21 protein-coding genes are annotated in these 26,210 nt (G+C 72.8%); 10 read left to right on the top strand and 11 right to left on the bottom strand.

The features are described from left to right. The first annotated feature begins 254 nt into the window (after positions 1-254). Positions 255-1,553, top strand: coding sequence for a peptidoglycan DD-metalloendopeptidase family protein (locus BUE43_RS09545; protein WP_083959529.1), 1,299 nt, complete (start codon positions 255-257; stop codon positions 1,551-1,553). A 64-nt stretch (positions 1,554-1,617) separates the two neighbouring features. Here the strand turns inward: BUE43_RS09545 and BUE43_RS09540 are convergent, their stop codons facing one another. Next, positions 1,618-2,679 carry a hypothetical protein gene (locus tag BUE43_RS09540; protein ID WP_083959528.1) on the bottom strand — a complete coding sequence of 354 codons (1,062 nt, stop codon included), beginning with the start codon at positions 2,677-2,679 and terminating at the stop codon, positions 1,618-1,620. 191 nt (positions 2,680-2,870) lie between these two features. After that, the gene (locus BUE43_RS09535) at positions 2,871-3,872 is read right to left on the bottom strand and encodes a M28 family metallopeptidase (RefSeq protein WP_083959527.1); all 1,002 of its coding nucleotides are present in this window, start codon (positions 3,870-3,872) and stop codon (positions 2,871-2,873) included. A gap of 210 nt (positions 3,873-4,082) precedes the next feature. Between BUE43_RS09535 and BUE43_RS09530 the strand changes: the two genes are divergently transcribed. Continuing rightward, on the top strand, positions 4,083-4,412 hold the full coding sequence (locus tag BUE43_RS09530; protein ID WP_073481189.1) for a DUF6176 family protein: 330 nt from the start codon (positions 4,083-4,085) through the stop codon (positions 4,410-4,412). Between the two features lie 231 nt (positions 4,413-4,643). Beyond that, positions 4,644-5,579: a hypothetical protein gene (locus BUE43_RS09525; RefSeq protein ID WP_073481187.1), complete on the top strand. Its 936-nt coding sequence runs from the start codon at positions 4,644-4,646 to the stop codon at positions 5,577-5,579. A 149-nt stretch (positions 5,580-5,728) separates the two neighbouring features. On the opposite strand, the gene BUE43_RS09520 is transcribed toward BUE43_RS09525, so the two are convergent. Together BUE43_RS09520 and BUE43_RS09515 are read right to left on the bottom strand one after the other, a co-directional pair. Then, positions 5,729-6,508 (bottom strand): MerR family transcriptional regulator, encoded by a 780-nt coding sequence (locus BUE43_RS09520; protein WP_200797447.1) that lies wholly within the window; start codon positions 6,506-6,508, stop codon positions 5,729-5,731. Positions 6,509-6,770: 262 nt separating this feature from the next. Continuing rightward, entirely contained in the window at positions 6,771-8,579 is a 1,809-nt protein-coding gene (locus BUE43_RS09515) for a penicillin-binding transpeptidase domain-containing protein (RefSeq protein ID WP_073481183.1), read from the bottom strand. 277 nt (positions 8,580-8,856) lie between these two features. Between BUE43_RS09515 and BUE43_RS09510 the strand changes: the two genes are divergently transcribed. Beyond that, entirely contained in the window at positions 8,857-10,023 is a 1,167-nt protein-coding gene (locus BUE43_RS09510; RefSeq protein ID WP_073481180.1) for an MFS transporter, read from the top strand. 1,533 nt (positions 10,024-11,556) lie between these two features. Here the strand turns inward: BUE43_RS09510 and BUE43_RS09505 are convergent. After that, complete coding sequence (locus BUE43_RS09505; protein ID WP_083959525.1) at positions 11,557-12,642, bottom strand: LacI family DNA-binding transcriptional regulator; 1,086 nt, start codon at positions 12,640-12,642, stop codon at positions 11,557-11,559. 348 nt (positions 12,643-12,990) lie between these two features. On the opposite strand from BUE43_RS09505, the gene BUE43_RS09500 reads away from it, so the two are divergent. Both BUE43_RS09500 and BUE43_RS09495 read left to right on the top strand, forming a co-directional pair. Continuing rightward, positions 12,991-13,731, top strand: a complete 741-nt coding sequence (locus BUE43_RS09500; RefSeq protein ID WP_073481178.1) for a S1 family peptidase — start codon at positions 12,991-12,993, stop codon at positions 13,729-13,731. Between the two features lie 221 nt (positions 13,732-13,952). Further along, positions 13,953-15,794 (top strand): ABC-ATPase domain-containing protein, encoded by a 1,842-nt coding sequence (locus BUE43_RS09495; protein WP_327083434.1) that lies wholly within the window; start codon positions 13,953-13,955, stop codon positions 15,792-15,794. Between the two features lie 793 nt (positions 15,795-16,587). Here BUE43_RS09495 and BUE43_RS09490 read toward each other — a convergent pair. After that, positions 16,588-16,926: a hypothetical protein gene (locus tag BUE43_RS09490; RefSeq protein WP_073481176.1), complete on the bottom strand. Its 339-nt coding sequence runs from the start codon at positions 16,924-16,926 to the stop codon at positions 16,588-16,590. 391 nt (positions 16,927-17,317) lie between these two features. On the opposite strand from BUE43_RS09490, the gene BUE43_RS09485 reads away from it, so the two are divergent. Continuing rightward, complete coding sequence (locus tag BUE43_RS09485; protein ID WP_143174069.1) at positions 17,318-17,977, top strand: hypothetical protein; 660 nt, start codon at positions 17,318-17,320, stop codon at positions 17,975-17,977. Positions 17,978-18,007: 30 nt separating this feature from the next. On the opposite strand, the gene idi is transcribed toward BUE43_RS09485, so the two are convergent. Beyond that, positions 18,008-18,547, bottom strand: a complete 540-nt coding sequence (gene idi / locus BUE43_RS35025) for an isopentenyl-diphosphate Delta-isomerase (RefSeq protein WP_073481172.1) — start codon at positions 18,545-18,547, stop codon at positions 18,008-18,010. A 129-nt stretch (positions 18,548-18,676) separates the two neighbouring features. On the opposite strand from idi, the gene BUE43_RS35020 reads away from it, so the two are divergent. Together BUE43_RS35020 and BUE43_RS35015 are read left to right on the top strand one after the other, a co-directional pair. Continuing rightward, positions 18,677-18,895 carry a hypothetical protein gene (locus BUE43_RS35020; protein ID WP_073481170.1) on the top strand — a complete coding sequence of 73 codons (219 nt, stop codon included), beginning with the start codon at positions 18,677-18,679 and terminating at the stop codon, positions 18,893-18,895. A 15-nt stretch (positions 18,896-18,910) separates the two neighbouring features. Then, positions 18,911-19,312 (top strand): hypothetical protein, encoded by a 402-nt coding sequence (locus BUE43_RS35015; protein WP_073481168.1) that lies wholly within the window; start codon positions 18,911-18,913, stop codon positions 19,310-19,312. Between the two features lie 76 nt (positions 19,313-19,388). On the opposite strand, the gene BUE43_RS09465 is transcribed toward BUE43_RS35015, so the two are convergent. Both BUE43_RS09465 and BUE43_RS09460 read right to left on the bottom strand, forming a co-directional pair. Further along, a complete protein-coding gene (locus BUE43_RS09465) occupies positions 19,389-20,375 on the bottom strand; it encodes a phytoene/squalene synthase family protein (RefSeq protein ID WP_083959523.1) in 987 nt (328 codons plus the stop codon). Positions 20,376-20,564: 189 nt separating this feature from the next. Then, positions 20,565-21,098: a cysteine dioxygenase family protein gene (locus BUE43_RS09460; protein WP_143174068.1), complete on the bottom strand. Its 534-nt coding sequence runs from the start codon at positions 21,096-21,098 to the stop codon at positions 20,565-20,567. 172 nt (positions 21,099-21,270) lie between these two features. On the opposite strand from BUE43_RS09460, the gene BUE43_RS09455 reads away from it, so the two are divergent. Then, positions 21,271-22,191: a LysR family transcriptional regulator gene (locus BUE43_RS09455; RefSeq protein ID WP_073481162.1), complete on the top strand. Its 921-nt coding sequence runs from the start codon at positions 21,271-21,273 to the stop codon at positions 22,189-22,191. 308 nt (positions 22,192-22,499) lie between these two features. On the opposite strand, the gene BUE43_RS09450 is transcribed toward BUE43_RS09455, so the two are convergent. Together BUE43_RS09450 and BUE43_RS09445 are read right to left on the bottom strand one after the other, a co-directional pair. Beyond that, a complete protein-coding gene (locus tag BUE43_RS09450; protein WP_073481160.1) occupies positions 22,500-24,200 on the bottom strand; it encodes a pyridoxal phosphate-dependent decarboxylase family protein in 1,701 nt (566 codons plus the stop codon). A 162-nt stretch (positions 24,201-24,362) separates the two neighbouring features. Beyond that, the gene (locus tag BUE43_RS09445; RefSeq protein WP_073481158.1) at positions 24,363-25,889 is read right to left on the bottom strand and encodes an AMP-binding protein; all 1,527 of its coding nucleotides are present in this window, start codon (positions 25,887-25,889) and stop codon (positions 24,363-24,365) included. Between the last annotated feature and the right edge of the window lie 321 nt (positions 25,890-26,210).

The raw sequence follows: 26,210 nt of genomic DNA, 5'->3' as shown, positions 1-26,210 counted from the left end.
ATTTCTTCCGTGTCGCGGAAACGATTCGTGGAAAGCTCCAACACCGGGACGTGAACAGAGTTGGCTGATCCGCCAGTGCGGGGGGCCGTGTGGCCGCAGGCGGGGCGGGGTGCGCGTGCTCCGTCGTCCGGACGCCCTTCACTGTCTGTCGATTTTCTTTCCCCCGACCTTGGGAAGGTCTCATCACTCGATCTAGCGTCGCCGCCAGCCGGGCTGACACCCGGTCACCCCCTGCACCCCTGTTGGAGTGAGTCATGGCAGGAAAGTTGATCCCGCGTTCGGGGAGATGTTCGGGCGGACGTCAGGGCGGGCGCCGTGGCGCGGCGATGGCCGGCCTGGCCGCGGCGGCGCTGCTCGGCGCCACCACCGGCGTGCTCGCCGGCGCCGCGCCGGCGATGGCCGAGCCGGTCCGGGGTGTCGCGGTCGAGCCCGCCCTCGCCTCGGCGGTGAGCGGCCGGCTGCTCGCCGACCAGGGCGAGCAGATCGCGGCCACCTACGACGCGCCCGGGTTCCGGCCGGCCGCCGGCGACGTCCTGGTCGAGGGCAAGCGCGCGTCCCGGGACCGGAACTGGGTGTTCGGCGGCAGCGTGGTGCGGATGCCGGGCACGGCGCACGGTTCGCCGGTCTCCGCGTTGTTCGTGGGCCACCGGGTCGACGGCCGGTGGCGGGTCGAGCTGGAGGGCGGGACGGGCTTCGCCGCGCTGGTCCGCTCGGCGCCGGCCGAGGTCGTGCCGGACGACGAGCGGGAGGCGCTGGCCAGCACGGCCGCGCCCGCCGCCGAGGAGGCCGGCCTCGGCATGGCCCTGCCGTGGAAGCGCGGGCAGTCGTGGGGTTCGGCCGGTGTCCACGGCGACTCCGGCAGCTCGCGGCCCTACAACTCCATCGACTTCAGCGGCGGCGACAGCCGAGTGCTGGCCGCGAGGGCCGGCAAGCTGTACCGCTTCTGCACCAACGCGCGGTGGCACCTCATCAAGTTGGTGCACGACAACGGATGGACGACCGGCTACTACCACACCCGCAACCAGACCGACAAGCGCGACGGCGCGCAGGTGGCCGCGGGCGAGTTCCTCGGCCAGACCGGGAACGAGCTGCCGTGCGGCGGCAGGTCGAGCGGCGCCCACGTGCACTTCACGCTCTGGAAGGGCAACCGGGCGGTCGCGGTGAACGGCAGGACGATCGGCGGCTGGACCTTCTACGAGGGGTCCCGCCCCTACTCCGGCTACGCCGAGCGCAACGGCCGGCGCATCAACCTGCCCGGCGGCGGGATCGTCAACTACGGCGCGGACAACGACGACAACACGCCGAGCGCGACCGTGCGCAACAAGGGTGGCACGGTGAACCTGCGCAGTGGCCCGGGAGTGTCCTACGACGTGGTCGGCACGGTTCGCGACGGTGACGTCGTCCGGATCGCGTGCACCGCTCGCGGTGACGAGCTGACCGGCCCGTGGGGCAACAAGAACGACGTGTGGGACAGGTTGACCACGGGCAACTGGATCTCCGACGCGTTCGTCGACACCGGCACGAACGAGCCGGTCGCTCCCGCCTGCGGCTGACCGGGAGGACGCCCGTACGGCGACTGTCCACACCGGACCGCCGTACGGGCGTCGCCGTGTTGTTTCACGTCCACTCCCAGCACATGCCGTGCACGCCGGGCGCGCAGCCGGTGAGCACCATGTGCGCGCTGTGCGAGCTTCCGATCCACAGTGGACGGACGAGGTGCCGGGGCGCGCTGGCGTCGCGTTGCTGGAACTGGTCGCAGCGCACCGGCAGCGCCCGCGGGTCGAAGTGCACCTGGAGCACGTACTGGTGCACGTTGCCGCGCAACCTCCTGTCGTAGCACCAGGTGGGCGCCCCGTTCTCGGCGAACCGCAGCTCGTACTCGACGATCGCGGTCTCCCCCTCGTCCAGCACCCGGTCCAGGATGAGCTCCAGCACGCAGTACCCGGACTCGGGGAACGTGTGGACCCGGCCCAGGCGGCCGTAGCGCACCTGGATGTCCACGGGCAGCGCGCGGGTGGGCTCGTCCGCGCGGTAGATGGCCAGCCAGCGGTCGACCCGGTCCGTCCTGGCGCGGAGCACGTGGCTGACCACGAGCCGCCGCTCGGCGCCGTTCTCGCCGAGGAAGTAGTGGTCCCGCAGGCTGATCGAGTGGACGCGCCGGTGGCACTCCGGGTCGACCGCGGCCATCACCCCGGCCAACTGGGCGTCCCACAGCCGCGCGTCGTCCATCGCCCCCGCCGCCACCCAGCGCCCGCGTGGCCGGCGCGGTCCGAGCAGGCTGATCAGCGAGTCCGGCGGGAGGCCGAGCACGCCCTCCAGCACGTGGATGGCGCGCAACGACTCCGCGCGCTCCGGTCGGCTGCGCCCCCGTTGCCAGTAGCTCAGCGTCGTGAGGCTGACCTGGACCCCGTGTTGCCGCAACCGGTGTTGGATGCGCTCCAGGGCGAGGCCCCGGTTCCTGATCGCCGCGCGCAGCGCGTGCGGGAACGACCCGTCACGCAGCGCCCGCGCCAGCTCGCGGTCCCGCACCTCGGCCAGGGTGCGCGGCCGGGCGGGGATCTCCGCCGCCGGTGGGGCGAGGGGGCCGGCGTCCGCGGCCGCCCGCCGCTCGGGCGGGGGAGCGGAATCCGGCCGCCCCCGGTCGCCACTCGTCCCGACTGTGCCGCCTCGGACGCCCATCGTCTCTCCTCGACTGGTACAGCGGCGGCACGTCGAGGATGACTGGGGCGGACGATGGTCAGGTAGGGCTGATCGGCCTACTTGTGCGCGCGCGACGGAGAGTTGTGGCGGGGGACCGCGTCCCCGCCACAACCCTCCATCCTGGGAGAACTACGTGTGGTTCGTGTTTCGGCGCCTCCCGGGCTCGTCGCTCACCGCTTCAGCAGCCGCGGGTTGGACGAGAGCGTCCACACCGCGTGGGCGATCGCATCGCTGTTGTGGTCCAACGCCTTGTCATTGATGTTGTTCACCGTGTCGCAGCGCGCGTGGTAGCAGCGGTCGAAGGCGACGTTCGCCTGCCCGCCCCACTTCTGGGCCTGCGCCCGGGTCTTGCGCTGCTCGGCCCCGGTGAACGTGCCGCCGGCGGGAATGCCGACCGCGATGAACGGCCCGTAGTCCGACCGGCCGTCGAAGTCGGTGCCCTCGGTGGGCACGCCGATCGACTCGAAGTAGTCCTCAAGCACCTTCTCGATCTCCGCCGAGCCCTCCGGGCCGGGGCCGGCGCCCTCCCCGTCCGAGTCGTCGCCGTCGTAGAGGAAGTAGCCGGGGTTGGGCGAGCCCACCATGTCGAAGTTCAGGTACCCCTTGATCTTCGACTGCTCGGACCTCGACAGGTTGTTCACGTAGTACCGCGAGCCGCGCAGCCCGAGCTCCTCCGCGCCCCACCAGGCGAACCGCAGGTGTTGCCGGGGTTGGAACTTCTCGCGCGCCACGGCCAGCGCGGTCTCCAGGATCGCGGCCGACCCCGAGCCGTTGTCGTTGATGCCGGGTCCGGCGGAGACGCTGTCGAGGTGGGCGCCCACCATCAGCACCGAGTCCTCGTCGCCGCCCGGCCAGTCGGCGAGCAGGTTGTAGCCGACCCGGCCGCTGGTGGTGAACTGCTGCACCGTCGTGCGGTAGCCGGCGGCGTCGAGCTTCGACTTGACGTAGTCCACCGACGCCTTGTAGCCGGGTCTGCCGTGGGCGCGGTTGCCACCGTTGTTCGTCGCGATCGTCTGGAGTTGTTGCAGGTGGGCCTTGACGTTGGCGACCGGGATGTCGGGCGCCGCGGTGGTGGTCGGGCTGGCGCCGGCCGGCGCGGCGAGCGTCAGGGCGGCGATGCCCGCCACCGTCGTGGCGACGCGCAGCAGCCGCGTGGAGAGCACACGGGACATGAGTGCCTTCCCTTTCCGTGCAGGGGGAACGGTCGGGTGAGCACCGATCAACATCGCCGTTGCCCGCCGGTGGCCACAAGGCGACGAACGAACTGTGAAATCAACAGATGAGCGGGGGGCCGTCGACGAGGTCGGCCGCGACGCACGCGTCGGACGTGGCGTGTCGCGCCGGATGCGGCAGGCTGGGCACGCCGGTGAGAGGGGAGTCTCATGCAGGTGCGGTGTGTGCGCATCAGGTTGCGGGCCGGAACCGCCGAGCGGGTGCGCGGGTTCCTCCGCGGGTGGGCCGGACGGCGGGACGAGGCGACGGAGTCGCTGCGGGTCAAGGGAGTCGTGCGGGAGAGCATGTTCCTCGAACGAACCGGAGACGGCGACTACCTCCTGCTCATCCAGGCCGGCGGGGACCTGAGCCTGGCCGCGGAGCGCTTCGCGACCTCGTCGCTGGCCATCGACGCGGAGACGCGGCAACTGCTCACCGAGGTGAGCCAGCACGCGATCGCGATCGAGCTCCTCGGCCACTTCGCCCTCGACGACGAGTAGCCGGCGCGCTGCTCTTCGCCGGAGGCGGGCACGGCTGCTCGGTCGGCTGCTGAACAGCGGTTTCGGCGCTCGGCGCGCTCGCTACCGTGGTTCGGTCAGTGGCACGACGACGCGACGGACCCGATCGACCGGACACGGCGGCGCCGGCGGGGTTTCCGGGCCGAGGTCGCGGGTTCGCCCCTCCCGTCGTCCCGCCGTGCCTTCGTGCCCGCAAGCGTCGAAGGAGCACCCGTGACCCGAAGACCGTTCACCGCGGTCGTCGTGATGCTGGCATGGATCGCCGCGTTCGCGGTGGTGACGCCGTCGGGGGCGGTGGCGTCCGGTCCGTCCGCCCGGCGTCCCGGCCCCTGCGTCGGCATGACCTGGACGATCCGTGAGCAGCGCTGGACCGGCGACCTCGTCCACGTCGGCCACGACCAGCACAGCGACCCGTACCGGGGCGACACCCCGTGCGACACCGAACTTCCCGTGCTGTGCCTGGAGAAGCAGAACCTGCCGGTCCCGCCCGGGATCACCCCCGACTTCCACGCCGGGTGGAGCGGCGGCACCGTGCAGATCACGCGCCCGGTCTCCGGGTGGTCGCTGACCTCGCGCGGCTCGGCCGACGCCCTGTGCGCGCGGCAGTTCGGCGCCGGCTACCGGATGGCCGAGTTCCACGACGGTGGTGGCGGCTGGAGCTGGTGGGCCGCCGGCAACATCAACCGGTTCTGGTCCTCCGTGCACAACCAGCGGTCGAACCCGTGGGACACCACCACCGGCAAGGCGTACACCTGGGTGGTGGCCCGGCAGGAGACGAACCGCGACCTGGTCAACGTGCACGCCGACCAGCGCAGCGAGGGCTACGTGGGCGACACCCCGGTCGGCGCCCGGCTTCCCGTGCTCTGCCTCCGCCAGGACGGCAGGGCGAACCCGGGCGGGCTCAACCCGTTCGACTACTACAACGGGTGGGCCGGGGGCGAGGTCCGGCTCGCGCCGGCGATCGCCGGTGCCTCGCTGACCTCCCGCGCCGCCGCCGACTCCTACTGCGCGCTGCACTTCGGCGCCGGGTGGCGGATGGGCGAGCACCACGACGGTGGTGGCGGGTGGGGCTGGTGGGCCTCGGGCAACGTCTCCCGCACGTGGGTGGCCATCGACGACCAACGGGCCAACCCCTGGGACCCGCGCTGATCCGCTGACCGCACCGGTTCCCCGTGAGGATGGGCATTTCCGCCGCACTTGGGCACCGCAGGGTCATTTGCTCAAGTGCGGCGGAAGGTCGGCCGCTGGGTTGGCACTGGGTTTGACGTCGCTCGTCCGGCCGGGGTGTCGGACCGCCGTCATTGGTACGGGATGGGTACGCCCGCGGAACGCAGTTCGGCTTCGACGAGCGCGTTGAGCCGTGTCCAGGTCGGCGCCTGGTCCTCGCGGTGGTGGTTGATCAATCCGTACCGGATGACGTCGTCGGACTGGGACCGCAGGCCCGCCGGTACCGCCAGGTGCTCGTGGTGGGCCAGCAGGTTGTCGGCCAGTGCGGAGGCCAGCTCGTCGATTCGCGGGTCGTGCGGGTCCCAGGACCGCGCGTCCCAGGCGCGCTTGGTCAGGTCGACGAACTCGGGGTCGTCGAGCCGGTGTTCGAGCTGGGTCAGGAAGAGGTCGAGGAACTCCGGCGCCAGGGCCCGGGCCAGCACCAGGGCCTCTCGTTTGCTGGCCACGTACTCGGGGTCGAAGCCGAGTTCGGTGAGCCGGTCCAGGACGGCCAGGGCGCGGTCGGGCAGCAGGAGCCGGTCGCCGTCGGCGAGCTGTCGCAGTGTGTCGCGGCGGGCGATCAGGTCGGCGATCCGGTCGGTGAGGCGTTGTTCGACGTCGGTGAGCGCGGCGGCGAACCGCTCGGTGTCGGCGTCGAGCAGCGAGCCGATCTCGGCCAGTGGTACGCCGGCGGCGGCCAGGGTCCGGACCTGGATCAGCCGCAGCAGGTCGGCTGATCCGTATCGGCGGTAGCCGGAGCTGTCGCGGTGCGGTTCGTCGAGCAGTCCGTGTTGGTGGTAGTGCCGCACGGTCTTGATGGTGACTCCGGCGAAGGCCGCGGCCTGGCCGATCGTGACACCACGGGTCGTCATCCGCGTCATCCCCTCAACCGACGTCCTGCTCGCGGCTCGCGGCGATCTCGCACAGCGCGTGACCGACACCCCCGGATGCCCGGCCCGAAGGTGTCGGTCGCGGTCGGTGCGGTGTTGCCGACCGGTGCCATGCCTGTCCCGCTCGACGTGACCGAGCTGGTCGAGAAAGCCATGCGGCGAGTGTGAGGCCTGACCCGAGGTCAGGGTCAACTCGGCGGCGGCGGGGTCGTGGGAGGAACGACGGGCCGGGTTCTCGGAGGAGTCAGCCCACCGCGTCGAGGAAGTTCGCCGTGACCTGCAAGGCGGGTTTGGACGATCCGCCGTCCACCACCAGCACGGCGAACGCCAGGTCGCCCCGGAAGCCCACGAACCAGCCGTGCGCCTGGCCGGCGGCGCCGTGCTCCGCCGTGCCCGTCTTGCCGTGCAGCCCGGTGAACCGCGCGAGTTCCCTGGCGGTGCCCGACGTCACGACCTCGCGCATCATGCCGCGCAGCGCGGCGACGACGCCCGGGGGCGGTGGCGCCAGCGGGCCGGACACCCTGGTTTCCTGGCCGCGCAGCAGGATCGGAGTCACGGAGCGCCCCGAGGCCACCGTGGCGGTCGCGACGGCCATGCCGAACGGGGTGGCCTCGACCCTGCCCTGGCCGATGGCGTCCTCCACGCGCTGGTTGTTCTCGCCCGCCTCGGGAACCGAACCCGCGGCCGTGCGGATTCCCGCGACGTCGTAGTCGGCGAGCAGGCCGAGCTGCGCCGCCGCGGCGGGCAGGGCCCTGGCGGGAAGCTTGACCGCCAGCTCGGCGAAGGTGGTGTTGCAGGACGCGGCGAACGCGGTGCGCAGCGGCACGGTGCCCAGGTCGAACTGGTTCTCGTTGGGGAGCCGCTGTCCGCCCACGTGCGTGACTCCCGGGCACGGCAGCGGGCTGTCCGCCGCCGCGAGTCCGTGTTGGAGCACCGCCGAGGCGCTGACCACCTTGAACGTCGAGCCGGGCGGCATCCGGTGCAGGAGGGCGACGTCGCCGAGCTTGTCGGCGGCCGCGTTCTGCGCGACGGCCAGGATTTCGCCGGTGGACGGTTTGACCGCGACCAGCGCGGCGGCTTTCTCCTGTCCGCGCAGGGCGTTCTGCGCCGCCTTCTGGAGGTCGGGGCGCAGCGTCGTGGTGACCGGTCCGGGGGTCTCCTCGCCCGGCTGCTCGTGCAACACGGTCTGGCTGTTGGTGGTGGTGTCGACGGCGACCACGCGCCACCCCGGTTTGCCCGGCTTCCGCGTCGCGAGGTCCTTGTGCAGGCTGCCCATCACGAAGGACCGAAGCTCGGGATCGGTGCCGCGCAAGGAGGTCTGGGTGGGGAAGGAGACGCCGGGCAGGGTGTAGATCTGCGGTTTGACCTCCTGGTAGTCCTGGTCGCTGAGGGTGGTCACCTTGTACTGCGTGCCGGGGTGCAGCCCGGCCGAACCATCCACAATGGACTTCTTGGTCACCGTGGCGTCGTACCGCGAGAGGGCGGTGGCGAGCCGGCCGGCCACGTCGTCGAGGTTGCCGGCCTGCCCGCGGTCGAGCAGAACGCTGACGCCGATGTCCCAGGTGAGCAGCGGGGTGCCGGCCTGGTCGACCAACGCCGGCCGGGGCTGGTCCACGCCCAGCCCGAGCCGCTGGTTCGCGGTGAGCGTCGGGTGCACCACCGACGGCGACCAGTGGACCCGCCACCGGTCGGTGCGGACGAGTTCCATGGCGCCGTCGTAGCTCCAGGCGCGATCGCCGCCGAACTGCCACTTCACGGTGAAGCTGGCGCTGGCTTTGGCGTCCTGGACGGAAACCGAGCGCGCCGTGGCGGAGACCGCGGTCGGGCGCAACGCCTCGCGGACGTCCTTCAGCGCCGCCTGCGCGGTCGTCTCCGCGTCGGTGAGCGACGCGGCGGTGGGCACGTCGCCGTTGGCGAACGCGGTCAGGAAGTGCTGCGCGACCTTCGTCGGCGCGTGCTCGGACGAGCCGGTGGTCGGGGCGGGTCTGCCCTCGGCCGGCCTCCGTTTGTCGGATGGCCATAACACCGTGATTCCGGCGACCACGATGCCCACGGTCAGGATTCCCCCCGTGACCAGGACAGCGCGTTTCCACCCTCGGCCCGACGATCCCCTGTCGGGTGCCGGTCTCTCGTCTGGCATTGTCGAAAACCCCCAAACTCACGGCGATCATCTCGCCGCGCTGTCCGGATGGTACGGATCGGCGACAGATCTGGTTTCCGGCAAACGGGTGTGACCAGGACCGCCCCGCGACCCCTCTGGGGGACCCGACGGGACCGCGACGTCGGGCATGCTGGGGCGCCGACCCCGCTTCGGGGGCGGGAGGTGCTCGATGGTGTCGCTGCGAACCGCCGTGACCGTGGTCTTCCTCGCGAACGGGCTCGTCCACGGCTCGTGGGCGGGCCGGGTGCCCGCACTGGCCGAACGCGCCCACGCGGACCCCGGCACGCTCGGGCTCGCGCTGCTGTGCATGATGATCGGCCTCGTCGTCGGCGCTCCGGTGGCGGGCCGGGTGACGGCGCGGCTGGGCGCGCGGCGGGTGGTGGCCGCGGCCGCCGTCAGCTACCTGGTGTTGTTGCCCCTGCTCGGGTTCGCCGCCACTCCCGGCCAGTTGGGCGCCGTGTGGTTCGTGCTCGGCGTGTCCGCCGGCTCCCTCGACGTCGCCATGAACGTGGCCGCGGTGGCCGCCGTGCGGGAGCTGGACCGCCCGCTGATGCCGTTCTTCCACGCGGGGTTCAGCCTGGGCGGGCTGCTGGGCTCGGGCGGGGCGGCGCTGGCCGCGGCGGCCGGTCTGACGCCGGACCGGCACTTCCCGCTCGTGACCGTGGTGGGGCTGCTCCTGCTGGCGCTGGTGGCGCGGTCGGTGCCGGAGACGGCGCCGGGCGGGCGACGGCTGCCCCGCACCGGCCCGGCCCCGGCCCGGCAGCCGGTGCTGTGGTTGCTCGGCCTGGTGACGTTGTGCTCGGCGGTCGGGGAGGGGTCCTCCTCCGACTGGGCGGCGTTGTTCCTGGTGCGGGAACGGGGAACGAGCGAGTCCGCCGGAGCGGTCGCCTACGCGGTGTTCTCGGTGGCGATGGTGGTCACCCGGCTGCTCGGCGAACGCGTCGAGCGCCGGCTCGGCCCCGCCCGCCTGCTGGCCGGCAGCGGTTCGCTCGCGGCGGCGGGCCTCCTGCTCGCCGTCACGCTGCCCTGGCCGCCGGCCGCCTACCTCGGGTTCGCCATGGCCGGGACGGGCCTGGCCGGTGTCTTCCCGGTGGCACTGGGCCTGGCGGGGCAGGTCGGGCACGCCAGCGGCCAGGGCGGCGCGCGGGAGATCGGTTTCGTGACGACGTTGTCCTACGGTGGTTTCCTCGGCGGTCCGCCCCTGGTCGGCGCGGTCGCCCAGGCCACGTCGCTGGCCACCGCCCTGACGACGGTCGCCTGCCTGGTCGCGCTCATGGTCCCGTCGGCGCTGCTCGTCGCGCGGCTGACCGGAAACCGTCCTTCGAGCCCGGCATGATCTCCCACCACCGTGAACAGCACGGTGGGCCGGGAGCGGGAGGTTTCCCGGTCTTTGCGGACCTGATCGCACCGGAAACGGTGCGCCGTCCCGTTCGGCCCGGCCTGTGCGCGCCACCTTGTCTGTCCTCAGTGGACGCTCGGCCACCTTGAGTGGACGTGGTCACGATGGTGAGGCGTGCCGACCGCGCCCCGGGATCAATGGCTCCAGAAGCGCCCGCAGCTCGTTCGTCAGGTCCGCACGCATGTCGTGATCGTGAAACTTCCCGCGCCACAAGCAAAGCCGTCACGCTGTATCGTTGTGGCTGCCGTGCGTTCGCGGAGGTGGAGAATCAAGCGGGCCGGTCTGAGGAAGGCCCGGTGAACATCAGCTCGGCGCGCTGGCCCGGCCAGTCCCGTGTCCAGGTCAACGGTGGGGCTGTCCGACCACGCCCCAGATCAGCGGGATCACTTCGCTTCAGGGGAATCAGCGGGGCGGCAACGTTGCGGTACCCAACGGTGAGCGTGGCCGCCCAGGGGATTGACGCCCGCTTCGATGAGCGGATGGTGGGGAGCCGGGCTTGTGCCGGTCGACCGGGATCGACCCGGTGTGACCCCTTGTGCGAGCCTGCCGAGGAGTTCCGCAGTCCGGCCGCCCGGCTGGGCGAGCAGCCGCTCATGCAGCTGTTGTCGGGGACCAGCCTCACGCCATTCGCCCAGCCGTCGCCACGGCGCGCCCGAGGCACCGCCCAGCGCAGGCGGCCGCTCGCAGCCGATGCCCCTGCACACCACGGACAGGACGCTTTTCAGCACAGCCCGGTCGACGGCGGGTGTGCGGCAGGACAGCGGAAAAGTCGTGGACATGCCGGGATCAGCGGCTCCAGCCATGGCCGCAACTCGCCAGTCAGGTCCTCCGACGCACGGTGTGATCGTGGAACACTCCGCGCCGCAAGCAAGGCCGTCACGCCAGACCTTTTTGAGCTGCCGTGTTTTCTTGAGCGTCATTCTCTGGAGCCTCTCTATCCTCAGTGGACCAAGGGGAAGTTCGGAACGGGTTTGTGGCGGCGCAGGGAGCTGCTGTCAGACTCCGGCTTCATGCCATTCGGCCATCCGCCGCCACGGCGCGCCCAAGGCGTCGACCAGCGCGCGGGTGGCCGCTCACAGCCGATGCTCGTGCGCACCACGGTCGGGATGCCCTCCAGCACAGCCCGGTCGTCGGCGTGCGGTCGGACCAGCGGAAACGTTGTGGATGTGCTGGGATCAGCGGCTCCAGCGATGGCCGCAGCTCGCCAGTCAGGTCCTCCGACGCACGGTGTGATCGTGGAACATACTGCGCCGCAAGCAAGGCCGTCATGCCAGAACTTTTTGGGCTGCCGTGCTTCCTCGGGCCGTCATTCACTGGCGGCCATCTGTCCTGAGTGGCTGATCCGGTCGTGCCCGTAGCTCTTCGGTCAGGGCCTCCGCGCGCATCGTTCCGAACTGATCGCTCAGTCCAGCTCGTGCGAGGCGGCTCGATCGTCTCCAGTGGACACTCGGTCGTTCCGGTGCGGCCGGGTCACGGCGGCGGCGCGGTGGAGGCTCGGACGATGAGGTGGGTGGGGAGGCGGACCGGTGGCCCCGGCGGGGCGCCGGCGAGCAGGCCGAGGGCGATCTCGCCGGCGCGGCGGCCCTTCTCCACCAGCGGTTGGTGGACCGTGGTCAGGGGTGGGTCGCCGACCGCGGCGGCGTGGGTGTCGTCGAAGCCCACGACGGACACGTCGGCCGGCACCGACAGGCCGAGGTCCCTGGCCGCCTGGACCGCGCCCAGGGCCAGTTCGTCGGACATGCACAGCACCGCGGTCGGCCGGGGGTCGAGGCCGAGCAGCCACCGGCCGCCGCGCCGGCCGGCCTCCCGCGCCGAACTGGGCGCCTCCCAGACCGCTGGCGCGGTCGGGTCCAGCCCGGCGGCGCCGAGCGCGCGCAGGTAGCCGGCCAGTCGGTCGCGGCTGACGCGGTGGCGCGCGGTGGCCCCGCGACCGGCGTCGGCCGGCCCCTCGGCGTGGTCGGGGCAGAACGGGACGGCCAGCACGGCGATCCGCCGGTGGCCGAGGCCGAGCAGGTGCTCGGCGGCGACCGCCGCCCCGCCCTCGTCGTCGATCTCCACCCGGGCGGCCGAGGGCAGCGCGGGCTGGTCGATCACGAGCAGCGGCAGCCGCCGGTGGACGGCGGCGCGGACGGCCGGCACGCCGTCGGCGAGCGAGTAGAGGACGACGACGTCGGCCTGGGCCCTGGCCACCGCCTCCGGGCGCGGCCCGCCGTCGCCGGCGCCCGGCACCAGCACCAGGCTGTGCTCGTGACCGTCCACTGTGGACGCCAGCCCGTCGAGCGCGGTGGCCAGGGCGGGGTCGGAGAACGCCGTGGACAGCGGCGTCCCGAGGACGAAGGCGACCGCGGCGCAGCGCCGGGTGGCCAGGCTGCGGGCCACCGGGTCGGGGCCGGGGTAGCCGAGCTGCTCGGCCACCGCGAGGATGCGCTCCCGCAGCGGGGCGGAGAGCTGGTCCGGTCGGTTGTAGGCGTTCGAGACGGTCGCCCGGGACACGCCGACGGCGCGTGCCACCGTGTCCAGGGTGGGCCGGCGGCGCGGGCCGTGGACGGCGGACATGGGCGTAGAGCTTGCCCCGTCGCCGGCCGGGGCGGTAGGGCCATGGTGCGGGCACCCGGCCGCTGGCCGGCCGGGCCGGCGCCGGACCTCCGGCACGACGCCTTTCGGTCGCGTCCGTCGGGCTCACCCCACCCGACGTGACGATCACGTTGGCGCTCGGGCGAAAAGTCCATGATCCGTCACGGGCGGTCGATCGTCGTTGGGCTGTTCGGGTGGCCGCATACACAGAATGCCGCCCGACTTCCGTCGGGTGTCACACCCCGCCGCGCTCCTCGCATGCTCCGAGCGCACCTTCCCTCAACCCCTGCGAGTCGACGCCGCGCGGCGTCGACCTCACGAGGAGGAGCAATGCGCTTCGCCCGCATCCTGACCGCGCTCGCCGGCGCGGCGGCCCTGTCGCTGGGGGCGTGGTCCCCGGTCGCCACGGCCGAGACCGACGGCCCGTCGGCCACGCCGTACATCATCGGCGGCGGACACGCCCAGAGCGGCCCGTGGGCCGCCAGGCTGTTCCTGAACGGCCGGCAGCAGTGCTCGGCGTCGATCATCGCGCCGGACTGGATCCTCACCGCCCGGCACTGCGTCGAGGGCTCCGGCACGTTCAGCTTCCGGATCGGCAACGTCGACCAGACCGCCGGCACCTACGCCGAGGCCAAGCCCGGCGGCATCCACACCCGCGATGACGTGGACCTCGCGCTCGTGAACATCGACCGCGAGGTCGACACCACGTACGCGAAGCTGGGCAAGCCGGACGACGTCCGCGAGGGCCAGACGGTGAAGATCTACGGGTGGGGCGCCACCCGCAAGGTCTCCAGTGGAGAGATCAACTACCAGTCCCGGTACCTGAAGGTCGCCGACGTCCGGGTCACCGACCCGGAGTGCAGCAACCAGCTCGGCGGCCCGAACGTCTGCGCCCGGCGCGTGAACGGCATCGCCGCCGGCGGTGACTCCGGCGGCCCGATGTTCGCCGAGGGCTCCGACGGGGAGACCTACCAGGTCGGCGTGGCCTCGACCAGCGACCGCTCGTCGTTCACCACCTACGCCAATGTGGCCCACTTCCGCGAGTGGGTCCAGGAGCTCGCCGGCGTCTGATGATCACTCGGTCCGGGGAGGGCGCGCGGCTCGTTCGCGCGCCCTCCCCGAACCGCGTCCGAGTCCCGCCGATCGGGGGTATCCCGCACCCTCCACTTTCGGAGGGTGGTCACACCGTCCCCTACTGTCGCCTCGGCGGCGACAGACGTGCCACCGACGGGGGATCGCGGTGGTCACCGGTCGTCGCCGGCCGGACGGCTGGGCGGCGGGATGGAACGGCGTTGGGGGACGCTCGGGGGTCCGCCGCCCGGCCGGCCGAGCGGCCGTTTCCGCGCATCGAGTACTACTGGGGCGTGACGAATCGTGGCTGGGGAGCGCGTGGCCGCCGGCCGGGCGCGCCCCGAAGGGACAGCGCGTCGACCGGCCCGGTGACCGGGGAGCGCGGCGGCGGGGACCACACCGCGTTGGCCGACGAGCTGCGTCGGCTCGACGGCGGGCGGTACGGGCAGTACCGGGGACTGACCGGCCGGTGGCGGTTCCCCGGCCACGTCCTGGAGGTGGCCAGAGTCCAGGCCGACCCCTACGCCCCGCCGAGCCGGCTCGCCGTCGTGGTGCCGGCCGAGGTCGCCGAGCTGCCCGAGGACCTGTGGCGCACCCCCGTGCGGGCCCGCGCCCTGGCCGGCTACCTGGTGCGCCAGGTCGGCCGGCTGCTGCCCGAGCACGGCTTCCGGCTCGACGTGGGCGGCCAGGAGGTGCTGGACCGCTCCTCCTGCCGGGTCGAGGACGGCCGGGTGGTGCTCCGGCTCGGCATGGACCTGCCGGGGCGGGGCCGGGTGATCGACGGCCGGGCCGCGGAGCGGATGCTCTGCCGCGAGCTGCCCGCGGCGGTCGCCGAGGGGCTGCGCTGGGCGGCCCTGGACCAGGGCGAGGCGCGGGCGTTCGTCGACTCCGTCGAGGACACCGACGCGCTGCGGCGCGCCCTGCCGGAACTGGGCCTGGTGGCGTTCGTGGCCGACGGCGCGGTGCTGCCGCGCCGCAGCGGTGTGGACGACCGGCCGCTGCCCGGCGGCGGCGTGCCCTTCGCGTCTCCGGAGTCGCTGCGGGTCGAGGTGGAGCTGCCGCACCGGGGCCGGGTGACCGGCATGGGCGTGCCGGAGGGCGTGTCGCTGGTGGTGGGCGGTGGTTTCCACGGCAAGTCCACGCTCCTGCGCGCGCTGGAGAAGGGGGTCTACGACCACGTGCCGGGGGACGGGCGCGAGCTGGTCGTGTCCCTGCCGGACACGGTGAAGATCCGCGCCGAGGACGGCCGGCGGGTGACCAGGGTGGACGTCAGCCCGTTCGTCGCGCACCTGCCCACCGGCGCCGACACCACCGACTTCTCCACCGACAACGCGTCCGGCTCGACCTCGCAGGCCGCGTCGATCGTGGAGGCGGTGGAGGCGGGCGCCCGGGTGCTGCTGGTCGACGAGGACACCGCCGCGACCAACCTGATGATCCGGGACGCGCGGATGCAGGCGTTGGTGGCCAAGGACAGGGAACCGCTCACGCCGTTCGTGGACCTGGTCCGGCCGCTGCACCGGCAGCACGGCGTGTCCACGGTGCTCGTGGTGGGTGGCTCCGGCGACTACCTGGACGTGGCCGACCGGGTGGTGATGATGGACGCCTACCGCCCGGTCGAGGTCACCGAGCGGGCCAGGGAGGTGGCCGCCACCCCGACCGGCCGGCACGTCGAGAGCGCGGGGTTCGGCAGTCCCCGGCGGCGGGTACCCGATCCCGACTCGGTCGAGGCCGAGTCGGGCGGCCGGGTCCGGGTCCGGGCCAGGGGGCGGGACGCGCTGACCCTCGGCGAGACCGATGTGGACCTGCGGGCGGTCGAGCAGGTCGTGGACCCCAGCCAGGTCACCGGGATCGGGCTGGCGATCCTGCGCTGCGTGCGGGCCGGCCACCTCGACGGGACGGCCACGCTGGCCGAGGTCCTGGACCGGCTCGACGCGGACCTCGGCGCGGACGGCGTGTCGGTGTTGGCGGAGCGGACACTGGACGACTTCGTGGTGCCGCGTCGGCACGAGGTCGCGGCGGCGTTGAACCGCCTGCGCACTCTGCGCGTCCGCAAGCTCGTCTGAGGAGCGGAACCCGCTGGCGCCAAGGCCTTCGGCCAGATGGCGCAGCGCCCTGCGATCAACTTGTCCGGCTGTCCGCCCGGATGTCCGTGGTGCTGCCGGGATTCTGTTACCGGGATCCCGGCAGGCCACGACATGAGTCCGAAGTGGACGGTCGGCTCCACCGGCGCGGGCGTCGTCGGTGAATCCCGACGGCGTTGTCCGGCGTTGGCGGGTTTCGCCATCGTGACGACGGCGCGGAACCGCTCGGGCCGGGCGATCCGCCCACTCCACGAGGACAGCCCCCACCCGCCCTGGGGGGCGAGCCCTGCTCCAGCCTATCCAGTCACCGCCCACGAACCCAGGGACCAGCGCGGAGCTGGGGACAACTCCGACGCCTGTGGACAACTGGCTCCACGAACGGGCGTTTTTTGTCGATCATGGTGCGGGAAGTGGTAGAGGCTTCGCCGGTCGCGCACCCGGCGGCGACGGGGCGGACAGGAAAGCGTCCGCGGCAGTGTTCGACCACGGCGTGGTGAGCGTGGCAGCCAAGGGGCTGCCGGGGGCGATGGAGATCAGGTGGTGCCGACTACCGGCTCCGCGGGGATCGCTGAGATCGTGACCAGCGCCGGGTCGGCGTCGTGCTCGTTGTGGGGGGCACGATCTGCGCTCCGCGGAACGACAACGCGTCGCGGTTTGGCGCCGGCCATCCCCGCTCGCCCCTCCGGCGCGGTGCGGCGGGGACGGCCGGCGCCCAAGATCAGTTTCTCCGCCGGCTGGTTGGTGGTTCGCGGTGCCGGCGAAGCTGGTCGGGTGGTCAGCGGCGCGGGCTGAGAGCGGTGGTGAAGCCGCCCCACGTGTTCGTGCGCGCCCACGCGGTGAAGAACGCGTTCCGCGTCTCCCACAGCTGGGTCGTGTCCTCGACGACGGCCGGGGCGTCCGTGGCGGTCCGGCTCACCCACCGCGTCAGCGGGTCGACGGAGTCCTGGACCGCGACCGGCTCCCACCCGCGCCGGGGCTCGCCCGTGATCCCGGTGGAGCCGGCGCTGAACGCGTACCACTGGGTCGACCACTGCTGAGCGGACATGGCCTTGTCGCTTCCCTTCTCGTCGGTCGGGCTGCCCCGGCTCGCGGGGTCCCGGCGCGTCCACCGCACCGCCGTGAGGTTCTGCGATGCACATCACATTCTCAACCATTGCGCTCGGTTCGTTACGCAGGGTGGTGGCGCTGGAAGGGGTGAGATCGCGGCTCCCGGCTGGCCCAACGTTCACCACTGTTCGTGTTCGGTTCGCCCCGCATTTCCCTGCCGGGGGCGGTCGCCGGCGGTCCCGGGACCAGCGTTGTCCGGGCCTGACCGGGTTGATCACGACCGGCGGCGCCCGCGCCAGCCGGCGAACGGGGGAACGCCCGCCGGCGTGGCCGCCAGTCCCGGATTGCTCCCCTTTCGCCGACGTTCGGCACATGACGGCGACGCCACGCGGTGCGACCATGCGGTGGTGCACCTGTGCGAGGCCCCGACCCGAAAGGGTTGGCCTTGCCGCCGGCGGGTGACGCCGGCGACGGGCCGTTGTCATCTCCACGCCCAGCTCGACGCCGAGGCCGGCGCTGGTTCCGGGGCTGGTTCCGGCGAGGAACCCGCCACACCGTCCCCGGCGACCGTGGTGTCGGCGAACGGTGTCGGCCCGCCGACAGCCCCGACGACGCCGACGAACGGCGTGGTCGACCTGCACCGGTTCCGTGTCGTCACGGTGGCGGAACGAGCGGCGAGCGTGGCCTGGCGCCGCGCCGCGCACCAGCGCTTCGTCGCCGTGGTCGGCGCCCCGATCTGGGAGACCCTGCGCTCCGGTCCGAGCGCGCCGTGCTGCCGCCGGCTCGCGCTGGTCGCCAGGGTGCTGGTGGGCCTGCGGCCCCGGCGGCGGGTCGCCACGGCCACGGTCGTGCGACAGGCGCTGCGGCTCCGGCGCAACTCGACGCTGGAGCGGTTCGCGGTCGCGCGGGTGGCCGAGCACATCGCGGTGCCCGGCAGGGCCGGGGTGACGGCCACGGCCAGTGCGGTGCGGGCGATGGGCGTCGTCCTGTGCGTCCTGGACAGCGGGCTGTCCTCGTGCGCCTGCCTGTGGGACGTGGTGGGTGACCAGACGCCGACCGAGGCCGACCTGTCGGAGTTCCTGTGGCGCTCGGCGCTGGACGACCTCGTGCGTCCCTGACGGTCGCCGGGTGGCCCCCTGGCGGTGCTGTCAGTCGGCGAACGCCTCGGCCAGCAGCGGAAGCTGCTCGGCGGCCCACGGGCTGAGCGTCCACGGCGCGACCCTGCCCAGCGCGGCCAGCTCGGGCCAGGGGATCCACCGCCACTCCAGGACCTCGTCCGGGTTGGCGAGCGGATCGCCGGCGGCGTCGGCCCGGAAGACGGGGCAGAACTCGTTCTCCACCGTGCCGTCCGGGGCGGTGGCCTGGTAGGCGAAGTCGGGGAGCACCAGCTCGACGCCGGCCAGGTCGAGGCCGAGCTCGTGCCGGGCGCGGCGGCGCACCGCGTCGGGCAGGGCCTCGCCGGGCGCGGGGTGGCCGCAGAAGGAGTTGGTCCACACGCCCGGCCAGGTGCGCTTGGCCAGCGCCCTGCGGGTCACCAGCACGTTGCCGCGCCCGTCGAAGACGTAGCAGGAGAAGGCCAGGTGCAGCGGGGTGCGGGTGTGGTGGACCTCCCGCTTGTCCGCCGTGCCGACCGGACGTCGGTGCTCGTCCAGCAGCACCACCCGCTCGGGTGGGGTGGCAGCGGACACGGCGACCTCCTCGGCCTCGGTGGACAGTGGGCGACCCAGCGGCCGGAGGTTACGCCGCGTGGCCGCCGTTCTGCCACTCGGCGGACGCCCGCTCCGCCGGTCAGGGCGCTGGTGTCCACAGTGGACCAAATGTCGGCGGCTCCGGCGCTGTGCGGCTCCCGCTCGGCTCCGGCGGACGCGCCCCGCCACGAGGCGTTGCGCCGGGCGTTGGCCGGCCGCACCGGGGCGGTCGAGCCGGCGGTGACGGCGCGTCGATCCGGCGCGGTCCGGCCGCCGCCGTCGTCCGCACCGGTCGCCGACACCTGGGCGATCTTCCCCGGTCCGGGCTTCACCCGACCCGGCCGGTGACCGATGCAACCTCGCGTGGACGGATATCCCGAGTTCGTTCCGCCGTGGCCCCCGCTGCACACCCGGGCGATCGAGTCGACGTGGGTCGAGGACTGCGTGCACTGGCACGGTTTCGTGGAGGGCAGCCGGCGCTACGTCGTGCTGCACAGCCCCGACGAGGTCGCGAACTGGCTGGGCGGGGAGCTGGAGGCCAGGGCGGCCGACCTGCCGGTGGTGCCGCCGAACGACCGGCGGGTCGTCGACTTCGACGACGAGGACGCCATGGAGTACTGGCACGTGACGAACCTGATCGTGGCCAGCAGGGGCGACTCGATCTGGCAGACGGTGCGCACGAGGTCCGGTCCGGCCGTGACCCTGCGCGCCGAGGCCCGCACCCCGGTCACCTGTGACGACCCGAGCCACGTCGCGGGGTTCTGACGAGGACGTCCGACCCGCCGGCATGAATGTCCACTGTGGACAGGGGATGGGCCCGCCGGACCGCCTGGCGTGCGCCTCACGACCCCGCCGAGGTGGGCGTGGGGCGGCCGAACGCGCCGGCCCGCCGCGACCACACGGCACGCAGGTAGGACCGGGCGACCACGCGGACGCGGCGCGCGGTGTCCCGCCACCCGGTCGGGGCGAACACGTCGAAGTCGACGTGCTCCAGCTCGTCCAGGAACAGCAGGGACAGGTGGGTGAACAGCCAGGGGAACTCCCGGTTCGCGGGGTGCACCAGGTCCCAGTAGCCCCAGCCCTGCTCGACCAACCGGCGCGCGCGGGCCGCCTGGAAGCGGAACAGCGCCCGCACGCCGGGCGGGCACCGCCCCTCGCGGGCCGCCCGCTCCAGGTCGATGCGCTCCAGGTCGAACCGGTAGAGGTCCTCCAGGGGCAGGTACAGCCGGCCGAGCGCCAGGTCCTCCACGAGGTCGTGCACGCAGTCGATGAGCTGCAGCGCGACGCTGATCGGCACGAGCAGCCGGGCGGCGTCCTCGCTGCGCGGCTCCAGCATGGTGTTGGCCCAGCCCGCGGTCGTCGACGACACGGCGTGCACGTACCGCTCGAACTCGCCGTAGGTCGCGAACTCGATGGCGTCGAGGTCCGCCCGCCACGCCGTCAGCGCGGCGTGCACGGCGTCCTCCGGGATGTCCCAGGTCCGCATGGTGTGCGCCCACGCCCGCGCCAGCAGCTCGCCCTGGCGCTCGTGCTCGGAGCGGGCGGGCTCGGTGGGCTGGCCGGCGAGCACCGCGCCGAGCCGGCGCAGCCACCGGTCGTAGCGCTCGGCGCGCAGCTCCACGCTCACCCGGACGTCGTCCAGAATGTCGTCGGTGTAGGTGATGAACGCGCCGAGCGCGGAATAGTACGGTCGTTTGACCGGCGGTAACCAGAACAGGAGAGCGCGGTATCCGCAGTCGCGTTCCCGGCCGATCCGAAAACATTCCCCGTAGGCGGACCGCAGACGGGGGTCGCGCAATCCCGCCGCGTCCAGGCAGCGCCCTACCACCGGTCTTCACCTTCCGTGCGCCAGGTCGGAAGGGCTTGACTCTATCCGCCTGACGGCGGACCTCGCCACGAGTGGCGTATCCCCTTTTCGGGGTGAGCTGTCGGACGCTGGGTGACGTTGTTGGGCCGATATTGCGCCGACAAGGCGATCCGACGCTCTCGAACCGGTGAGGCGTCGGCCCGGGGGGGCTCAGGCGTGCGCGCGGACCGGCTCGTCGTAGACCCGGTTGATGCTCGTCCCCCGCTCGGCGATGTTCGCGCCGTACACGTGGATCGACACGGCCAGCGCGTCGCCGCAGTTCCTGACCTTGTGGATGTCCTCGTCCGGCGGCACCAGCCAGCAGACCTCGCCCGGGTCGTTCCACTCGGCTCCGGTCTCGGTGAGCACGCCGGCCTCGGCGTCGAAGTGGTACCGCACCTCGTGCTCCCGCCCCCGGAGCACGCCGACCACGCACCAGCAGACGTGGCTGTGCACCGGCGTCTCCTGGCCGGGCAGCCACACCAGCGCCACCACCGAGAACCGGCCTTCGGGGTCCACGTGGACCAGGTGCTGCCGATATGCCTTCGGGTCGGGCTCCATGTGCCGAGCGTCCAGGACGTTCTCGTTCCGCAGCAGTTCCCCGAGACGTCGCGCCGCCTGTTCCGCCCTGGCTTCCGGGTCGAGATCAGCGGAATGCATTCGCTCCAGATCGGCCACGAACTCCCGCATCGCCGGGGTCAGCATTTCGCTCTCCGTTCGCCGCGTTCTGGCTCCGAGCATGGCGGCGCGTCGCGCGCGCGGTCCAATTACCCTTCACCTCCTCCTCCCCAAGCGCGGCTTATAGGAGCAGGTGGGCGACCTATTAGCCGGGGTGCGGGCTGGGCCGCCCTCTCCAAGCCGTGGTAATGGTTGACGAATGTTGGAGCTCCGCCACCTGCGCGTGCTGCGGGAGATCGCGCGCACCGGCTCGTACTCCGCCGCCGCGCGGAACCTCGGCTACACGCAGCCGGCGATCAGCCAGCAGATGAAGGCGCTGGAGCGCTGCTACGGCACGCCGCTGGTGGCCAGGGCGGGGCGGCGGATCGTGTTCACCGAGGCGGGGCGGGAGCTGGTGCGGCACGCCCAGGCGATCCTCAGCGGCGTGGCCGCCGCCGAGGCGACGCTCACCGCGATGGCCAACCTCCAGTCGGGGCACGTCCGGCTGGTCTCGTTCCCGAGCGCGAGCGCGACCATGGTGCCCAGCGCGGCGGCGACGATGCGGGCCCGGCACCCGGGCATCCGGCTGTCGCTGACCGAGGCCGAGCCGCCGGAGTCGGTGCGGCTGGTGCGGGAGGGGGAGTGCGACCTCGCGCTGACGTTCTCCTACCCCGGCGACGCCGACGACGGGGACGACACCGCCGACCTCGTCCGCGTGCCGCTGGTGTCCGACTCGCTGGTGGCGTTGCTGCCGGGCGGGCACCCGCTGACGGACCGGACCTCGGTGCGGCTCGCCGACCTGGCGGGGGAGTCCTGGATCGCCGGCTGCCCCCGCTGCCAGCAGCACCTCGTGCGGGTGTGCGAGGAGACCGGCTTCACCCCGGACATCGCCTTCTCCACCGACGACAACGTGGCCGTGCAGAGCCTGGTCGCCAAGGGCCTCGGCGTCGCGGCCGCGCCCGCGTTGGTGCTCAGCAGCGTGCGGCGGACCGACCTGGCCGTCCGGCCGCTGAGCCCCACGACGCACCGGGAGATCGCGATCGTCGCCTGGCCCGACCACGTGCGGGTGCCGGCGGTCCGGGCGACGATCGACGCCCTGCGCGAGGCGGTCCGCTCGGCCCAGCCGCCCGGCCCCTGGTGATCACGCGCCGCTGGAGTGGTGGCCGGTGGTGCGGTCAGACCCTCGGTCTGGCCCACCCTCGGCGGCGGTGCTCGTGCTCGCATCGCGGGCCGGCGTGACCCGTCAGCATCCCGGTTGCCGCGATCCCTCCACAGTGGAGGGATCGCGGCAACCGGTCACGTGGTGCGTGGGCCGAAACCAGGCATCGACCGTCTTTGGTCCTTTTGCAGACAGCTGAGGCCTGATCGTTCGGCGCACCGGCGGCATGACGCGCTCTACGCTGGCCGAGAACGTATTCCGCTGCTGTGCCAACAAATCCCAAGCCGTGGTCACTCGGGGACGTGGTCCAGTGGAACGCGGCCCAGTCGCCCCTCGCGGTAGCGGACGGCGACGTCGAAGCCCTTCTTCACCTCGCCCATCCGCTGGGCGTGCAGCTCGGCGGTGTCCCGGTCGGTGAAGGCCGAGCAGGGGAGCAGCCGCAGGCCGGCGACCGGGTCGCCGTCCCGTCCCCGGCCCTGGGCGGGGAGGTAGCCGAGGACGACCCTCGCGTACGGGTTTCCCTCGAAACCGCCGAGAATGCGGTACAGCGCGTAGGTGTAGCGGTTGGCGTCGTCGATCGTGGTCGAGTTCGAGGCCAGCAGTTCGTCGAACGTCGTCGGGCCACCGGGCGCGACCGGCCAGTAGATCGAGCACAGCCCGGTGGTGGCCGGGTTCAGCAGCTCGAACCCGTACTGGGGGAGGAGTTCCCGGTACCTGTTGTTGGTCGCGAGCATGTTCGCCAGGTAGGACCGGAAACCGTCGACGCCCAGGCTCTGCAACGCCAGCCAGGAGGCGAGGACGGGCGCGCCGCTGCGGGAGTGCTCGATGGTGTGGTGCACCAGGTTCTGGCCCTCCGGCCGCCACTCGTGCGGCCGCGGCTCGTCCTCGTTGACCGAGTACAGCTCGGCCGCGTCCCTGACCACGTACACCGTCGCCGCGTACGAGACGCAGCCGGTCTTGTGGAAGTCGACCGTCATCGAGTCCGCTGTGGACACTTCCGCGATCGCGGCGGTCGCGGTCCGCAACTGGGCCAGGGTGGTCGCGTCGACGCCCAGCGGGTTGCCCGCGAAGTCGTAGTCGCGGAAGAACAACCACACCCAGCTCACCGCGGTGTCGAAGTGCACGAACGGCCGGTAGGCCATGTCGTGCTCGGCGCGCACCCGGTCCAGCTCGCGCACGACCGCGCCCACCGGGTCGATCGCGTTCTGGCCGATGTCGCCGCCGGACAGGACGACGCACGCGATCGGCACGCCCCGCCCGACCAGGTCCGCGACGGCCCGGCCGAGCTCCCCCGGGTCGACGGGCACCTCCGGCCCGGCGCTGGGCACCCGCACCACGGCGCGGGAGCCGAGCCCGAGCAGCGAGCACACCTGCTCCAGCGAGTCGTGCACGTGGTCGGTGGCGATTACCACGGGGGTCCGGCCCCCGGTCGTGGCCACCACCCCCCGGCTCGACACACCGGGTGAGCAGCGGTTGAGGCCGAGCCGCACCGCGTAGGTGAGGCCGGTCTTGCCGCCGAACGTGGTGACGCCGGCCGCCTCCTCGGTCGCCCAGCCGGCCAGCGCGGCGAGCTGTCGGCCCAGCTGCCGCTCCATCGCCAGCACGCCGGAGGAGCAGAAGTCCCACAACGCGTTGGGGCTGTAGGTGTCGACGACCGCGCGGATGGCGATCGAGTCCACCAGCGGCGCCGGGCCGATGTTGAACATGGCGGTGGGCGCGAACCACCGGAACTGGCCGGCAAGGCCGGCGGTCGCGGCGCGCAGCACCTCGTCCGCGTCCGTCGGCCCCGAGGGCAGCCGCTCGTACTCCCGCAGCCACGAGCGGTCCGGCTCGGGCTGGCCGAGCCACGGGTCGTCCGGGTCGCCGATCCTCGGCAGGGCGGCGAAGGCGGCCCGGACGCGGTCGGGCAGGGTGTCCCTGACCCGCTCCGCCGGGTCGACCAGCCGCGGTCGGATCTCCTCCAGCACCTCGCGATAGTCCTGAGTGGACACAGGTCCTCCAGAGTCTGCGCGCGCCGGCCCCGCCGGGCGGACGCGCGGCGCGCGCGGGGTCGCCCCTCGTTGCCGACCGACGCGGTCGGCACGCGGGTGGAAGTGTGCGAGCCGTGGGTCCGGCGCGCCCGGCGTTGGCGCTGCCCGGCGGCCGGACCGGGGTCAGGCGCGCTGCGCCGCGCGCCACCGGGTGCGCAGCGCCGACTTGTCCGGCTTGCCGCGCGGGGTCGTCGGGATCGTGTCGACGACGTCGAGGTGCTTGGGCTCGTGCACCGGGCCGAGGGTGGTGCGGACCAGCGCGCGCAGCTCGTCGACGTCGATCTCCCCGACGCCCTCGGCGGGGACCACGGCCGCGTAGACGGCCTCGGTGGTGTCGTGGTCGGGCACGCCGACCACCGCCGCGTACCGCACGTCGGGGTGGCCGGTGAGGACGTGCTCGACCTCCTGCGAGTAGACGTTGTACGCCTCGACGATGATCACGTCCTTGGCGCGGTCCACGAGGTAGAGGTAGCCCTCGGTGTCCAGCCGGCCGAGGTCGCCGGTGTGCAGCCAGCCGTCGCGCACGGTCTTGGCCGTCAGCTCCGGCAGCCGCCAGTACCCGCGCATGAGCATCGTCGAGCGGACGCACACCTCGCCGACGGTGCCGACCGGCAGGTCCGCGCCGTCCTGGTCCCGGATGGCGATCTCCGTGCCGGGCAGCGCTTTGCCCACCGAGTTGAGCAAGTAGCGGTCAGCGCGGACGTGGTCCTCGGCGGAGAGCCAGGTCATCCACCCGCCTTCCTGCGAGCCGTAGCAGTGGACCAGGAGCGGGCGGCCCAGCTTCTCCAGCGCGTCGGCGATCCTGGCCGGCGTGCTGGGCGCGCCGCCGTAGGGGATCTGCGTCAACGAGGACAGGTCGGCGTCGGCCAGCGCGGGGTGCTCGGCGAGCTGGTAGACCCAGCCCGGCGCGCAGAACACGTGCGTGGTCCGCTCGGCGCCGATGGTGGCGAGGATGTCGGCCGGCTCGAAGTCCTCCCGCAGCACCACGGTCCCGCCGGCGGCCAGCGTCCACTCCGCCATCTCCCCACCGAGGTCGGCGATGGGGATGCAGACCAGGAACCGCCACGGCCCCTCGCCGAAGATCGTCAGCGAGGCGTCCAGGCACGCCTCCAGGTCGAAGGGCGCCCGGCAGACGCCCTTGGCGCGCCCGGTGGTGCCGCCGGTGAAGCCGACGGCGGTCGCCGCGCGCTCGTCGGCGGTGAACTCCACCGGCTCGGCGGACTGCGCGCCGGCGAGGGCGACCAGGTCCTCGCCCAGCGGCGCGGGACCCAGCGAGAGCACGCGCGGGGTCGGCACCTCGCGCAGCAGCTCGGCGGCCTCGTCGGCCATGTCCGGCTGGTAGACGAACGCGGCCGCCTCGGCCTCGGCGAGGAAGTTCGCCTTCTCCCTGGTGGCGAAGACGGGCCGCAGCCCGGCGTACCGGCAGCCCAGCAGTTGGACGGCGATCCGCAGCACCACGGCCTCGACCCCGTTGCCGTGCAGGGTGACCACGCCGTCGCCGGGCCGCAGGCCCTGGGCGGCGAGGGCGCGTGCGGTGCGGTGGATCTCCTCAAGCGTCTCGGCGCCGGTGAGCCGGCGGTCGGCCGAGACGAGCGCCTCGCCTCCGGCATTGGCCTTCAGGCCTTCGACGACGCGGTGCAGATAACCCATTCGGTAGCCCCCAAAGCAGTCGGATGCGGTGGCACGCGACCACTGTTCGCCGTGGGATCGGCAAAGGCCCCGTCGGTCGCGTTCCGACGCCGCAGACAATAGTGCGCCCCCTCCTCTTGTATACACGTATAGCCATTGAATCGCTCGACTGGAGCAGTGTGGCCCAGGCGGCTGCGGTCGAATTCGGCGCGCTGAGCTGCCACTTCGGAGGCGGGGTGGCTGGCTTCACGTGCGGGGTCTGGCCAGGGCAGTCACCGGGGCTGGGCCGAAAGGGGGGCGCTCGGCTTTCGGGCTCACCGGTTCGGCCCAACGGAAAGATCT

This window comes from Streptoalloteichus hindustanus (genome assembly GCF_900129375.1).
GTDB lineage: Bacteria > Actinomycetota > Actinomycetes > Mycobacteriales > Pseudonocardiaceae > Streptoalloteichus > Streptoalloteichus hindustanus.
This window is presented reverse-complemented; position numbering and strand designations above follow the sequence as displayed.